The following is a 4,136-nucleotide window of genomic DNA, read 5'->3' as shown; positions in this document are numbered from 1 at the left end:
GGAATGGGGGGGGGGGGGGGGGGGGGCGCCCCCCCCAACCCCCCCGCGGGGATTGATTTTGGTGTTAAGACACGAAAAAATTGATAATATTAAAATAAAAAAAAAAAAAAAATTATTTATTTTTTTTTTTTTTTTTTTTTTTAAATAATTATAATAATTTTTTTGGCTTTTCTCTACCACAACCATTTTTTTTTTTTTTTTGTTGGGGGGGTTCCCCCCCCCCCCCGCCCCATTCTTAAAGAACTATTATCTCTTTATTTATTTACACCTACTTAAAATTCAAATACAGTGTTAAAAAATAACCATCTGGCGCAAAGCATTTAGGAGAAAATTCCGATTCTCGAAGCAGAATAAATTTATTATCTGGTTTTTGGGAATATAAACGCTAATGCCCTTTAAAAGGAACTTTTGGTAATTTGATAATAAAGCTCGTCCCCTTGGCTTCCGTACTTTCAACTTCAATCGTTCCTTGATGTGCTTCAGTAATACGTTTAGCCAAAAATAATCCTAATCCCCATCCTGTTTGTTCGTTAGCAGAAATAGTGCGACGAAATTGTTGAAATAGAATAGATTGAGCATCTGGAGCGATCGGATTTCCTTCATTATGAACAGTAAGATTGATGTGTGTTTTAGTTTGCTCGATCGCGAGTGTAATCGGTGTATTAGGAGTACCATACTTCACAGCGTTAATCGCTAAATTTTCAATTACCCGCCGAATTTCTTTATGGCTGCAATAGATTCTCACAGGAGAATCCGAAACGATGATAAACCGTTCTCCATAAGTGAATCTCAAATCCTCTACTAAATCTTGAATAAGCCTGTCTAAATCGCATTCCGCAAATTCCAGTTTTAAGCTTTGCCCTGCCCGCAGCCGACTTGCATCAAGTAAATTTTGAATCATCGAATCCATGCGATCGATCGCACTAATCATTCTCGCCGCCACTTCCACATGAGAATCTCCTCGTTCCAGCCGACGCAAAATCAGTTGAGTTCCCAATTTTATAGTATTAATTGAACCTCTGAGATCGTGCGTCAGCGTCACCATAAATAGTTCTTGAATATCTCGTAGCGTCTGGGAAAATTGAGTAGCAGCGTCATTAACTACTTGCTCAATCGAGTTGATAATGATGTCTCGTTCCCTCACTTCTAAAGGCGCTTCTTCCTCTAAAACCTCAAAGATCACCTGACGCAGGATATGGTACTCAAAGATGAGTTCACTTATAGAGTAGTCGGCATACCCCGCCCGCTCACGCCCATGTTGCTTGCCAATGCGAATGCTCTCTACTCGATCAGTTTCTATTCTCGCAGCTGTCCTGTCAATCTCGGTTGAGAGTTCATCTACTAGTTGGTTTAAATACAAAGGAAGCGAATTTTGCAACACAAGGGACTCGTGATGTATTGATGCTCCAACTAGATCACGCGCCCGCTTCTCCCATATCTGCATAATTCTTAGAGCATTTTGCTTCAGGCGGTCAGAAACTTGGTTAGACATCGTTATTTAATTCTCCCCATAAGTCAAGATAGCAAAGTCCAAAAATAACCATCTGGCGCAACAAAAGAAAAGCTTTTTTCCCCAAATTCATTAACTTCTATTTCCGAAAATCTTTTCACATTACTTTCTTTAATTCGTTGAAAATACTCTTCAATATCACTCACTCGATAAGTGTATAATGACATTCCTAAACATCCTGGTTGTGCTTGTTCAAAACAACTCCCCAAACTCATAGATTCTGGAAACCGAACTATATAAAGTCTACCAGAACGCGCCGCTTTAAAATCAGTAGTAGAAGAACGAGGATCGTCAAAAGCTGTAACTATAAACTTTTCTTGCGGTTGCAAATCAAAAAAAACTCTTCCCGCCTCCGAACTTTCATAACTAGTTTCCACATCATCTCTTACCCGCAACAAACCCAATGTTTCTTCATAAAAACGTAGAGTTTCTTTACTATCATCCTGAAGAATTATTCCCAAATGAGTAATTTGACTAGCTTTGAAAGCCGAATTTTCGTTAATCTTACCGTAATCTGGCAAAGAATAATTGAAACGTTGAAACAAAACTTGTCGGGTTAAAGGTTGCAGTAACAGCATTTCTCTAACTCCGACAGGTGGATCGATAAAAGGGCGAATTTGTCTATCTTTGTTATAAATGATTTCCCAATAAGGAAAGGTATATTTAATTGGTAAACCTGCCTTTGCTGCCTCTTCAGCATGATTTAAAATATTCATTACATCAGCAGTTAATGTAGTTGTCCAACGAGTGCCTTTCATCTTCATTGAAGTTAATTTTAACCCTTCATTTGTCGGGTTTTCCCACTGCATTAAACGCACTAAACCGTGATCTGCATCTTGATGAAATAAGCGAAAGGAACGTAATCCAGAATTAACACCATATAGGTTATAAACTTTCTCTGGTGACAATTCTCCGGTTTGTCCTATAGTGTAACCAAATTGTCCCCAATATTGAATTAGAGGCATAGCATCCTCTACTCCAATACATACCTCATAAATTCCACCAATTTTGGGAGATGTTTCCATAAACAGCGCCAATTTTTGCTACTGATTTGTTGTTAAATATTCTACTTGCCGAAGGTTCATAAATCTATAGTAGGGACAGGGCATAATTAATTTTTGTGGATTATAGATAATATTTATGATGCCGTGTCCCTACACTAAACGAATAATAAATGGATAGTAATAGGGACGTTGGGGATTACGGTAAACTTTTATTATAGCAATAATGGGCATGACGAAACTGGCGATCGCTAACAGAAATAACAGAGGAATACCAATTAAAATAAAAACTAGGAAGAAAAATGCGATCGCACACCCATAAAGATTTATGTGTAAATTCAGAGATTCTTTCGCATTCTCTAGCACAATGGGATCTTCATAGAGTAACAAAACGGCAATTGGTATAGCAATTGACACAATTAGAAAACTGAAAAACACCGAGCCATGACAGAGAAGCGATAAAATTTTTCTCTGCTCCTTGTTCTTCATAAACCATCCTCAGAGTTAATTTTTACCTATTACCGATCATAGAGTATCTAATTCTTTTTTTGTTATCCAACGTTAAAATTAGCGATCGCGCCATAACCAGATTTTCAGCGTATTAGTTATATTTTGGCATTGTTTGGGCGGTTTAGTAGGGGCGAAGCATTTGGGCGATAAATTTTGCAAGTTACTAAAAATCTTCGTTCCAAATGCTTCGCCCTCCTCCACTACAATCTCGCGCCAAGGCAGGGCGAAGCATTCGGAAAGTTAGATTTGGGTTGAGTTTCATAAATTGTCGCCCGAATGCTTCGCCCCTACAAAATTTATATCCGATCCGTCTAACCCAAAATATTCGCATACCAAAAGTTATACACAAGTTATATAAACGCATACATTTGTTAGTTTCCAACGCATTTATTAACCCTGTTTGATGAATTTAGAACATCAAACAGGTTGAATCAAAATGAAACCAAATCAAAAACAAATCCGGTGTATTATCATCTTTCTTGTCACAACAATTATCGGATTTATCGATCCGAGTTTTTGCACGGTTTTGCAAGTCTGCATATTAATTTGGGATTTGTGGGAGAATTGCGATCGCTAATATCCACATTAAAAACCTGTGAGAAGATTGGGCGGTTGAAACCGCATCTACACAAAAGAAGTCCGCCTTCGCGGACTAAAAAAAAGTGGTACGTCGAAACGTACCAATCCGTACCACTTTTTCATGTATTGTATGGGCAGTACTGGACTCGAACCAGTGACATCTTGCTTGTAAGGCAAGCCGCTCATATTGCTAAAATGGCTATCCACTAAGGTTTGCAGTAATTCTGCATATTTCACAATTGTGCCAAATTTTGTACCACACCCATTAAAAAGCTTAATCTCTCGTTACCCAACCTAAAAATGCGATCGTCGATCCAAATAAATAGCAATCGCATTTTCAGCAGCCAAAAGGCGATCGTTTTTAAGACACAAACGGGAGACTGGGGAACCTGGACTTAATGGCATTTAATTTCCTCTGATGATATGAGCTATTTTTATCTACCCAAAACGGTACAACCAAAAGTAAATAAAGATAACAGTTATTGTATTTACCCTTGGGACAAATCAAGAATCTGTCTCCTTTGAAGTAATTCCCG

5 protein-coding genes and 1 tRNA gene are annotated in these 4,136 nt (G+C 38.2%); 1 reads left to right on the top strand and 5 read right to left on the bottom strand.

The window, feature by feature from the left end; translation table 11 throughout:
- From ACE1CC_RS35810 to ACE1CC_RS35795, 4 genes are all read right to left on the bottom strand, one after another.
- A partial coding sequence (locus ACE1CC_RS35810; protein ID WP_413275204.1) for a hypothetical protein occupies positions 1-186 on the bottom strand: 186 nt, incomplete at its 3' end.
- Between the two features lie 199 nt (positions 187-385).
- Positions 386-1,492, bottom strand: a complete 1,107-nt coding sequence (locus tag ACE1CC_RS35805) for a sensor histidine kinase (RefSeq protein WP_413275203.1) — start codon at positions 1,490-1,492, stop codon at positions 386-388.
- Between the two features lie 23 nt (positions 1,493-1,515).
- A complete protein-coding gene (locus ACE1CC_RS35800) occupies positions 1,516-2,535 on the bottom strand; it encodes a VOC family protein (RefSeq protein WP_413275202.1) in 1,020 nt (339 codons plus the stop codon).
- Between the two features lie 129 nt (positions 2,536-2,664).
- Complete coding sequence (locus ACE1CC_RS35795) at positions 2,665-3,000, bottom strand: DUF4870 domain-containing protein (protein ID WP_413275201.1); 336 nt, start codon at positions 2,998-3,000, stop codon at positions 2,665-2,667.
- Positions 3,001-3,457: 457 nt separating this feature from the next.
- Between ACE1CC_RS35795 and ACE1CC_RS35790 the strand changes: the two genes are divergently transcribed.
- Positions 3,458-3,598: a hypothetical protein gene (locus ACE1CC_RS35790; protein WP_413275200.1), complete on the top strand. Its 141-nt coding sequence runs from the start codon at positions 3,458-3,460 to the stop codon at positions 3,596-3,598.
- Positions 3,599-3,731: 133 nt separating this feature from the next.
- Here the strand turns inward: ACE1CC_RS35790 and ACE1CC_RS35785 are convergent.
- Positions 3,732-3,822: transfer RNA gene (locus ACE1CC_RS35785), tRNA-Val, on the bottom strand.
- Positions 3,823-4,136 lie beyond the last annotated feature (314 nt).

The organism is Floridaenema aerugineum BLCC-F46 (assembly GCF_041929345.1).
GTDB lineage: Bacteria > Cyanobacteriota > Cyanobacteriia > Cyanobacteriales > Aerosakkonemataceae > Floridanema > Floridanema aerugineum.
The sequence above is the reverse complement of the archived record's forward strand: the minus strand, read 5'-3'. Positions and strand labels throughout refer to the sequence as shown.

Coding starts and splice junctions, on each gene's coding strand:
- ACE1CC_RS35805 (WP_413275203.1), bottom strand. CDS start 1,492: ATGTCTAACCAAGTTTCTGACCGCCTGAAGCAAAATGCTCTAAGAATT.
- ACE1CC_RS35800 (WP_413275202.1), bottom strand. CDS start 2,535: ATGGAAACATCTCCCAAAATTGGTGGAATTTATGAGGTATGTATTGGA.
- ACE1CC_RS35795 (WP_413275201.1), bottom strand. CDS start 3,000: ATGAAGAACAAGGAGCAGAGAAAAATTTTATCGCTTCTCTGTCATGGC.
- ACE1CC_RS35790 (WP_413275200.1), top strand. CDS start 3,458: ATGAAACCAAATCAAAAACAAATCCGGTGTATTATCATCTTTCTTGTC.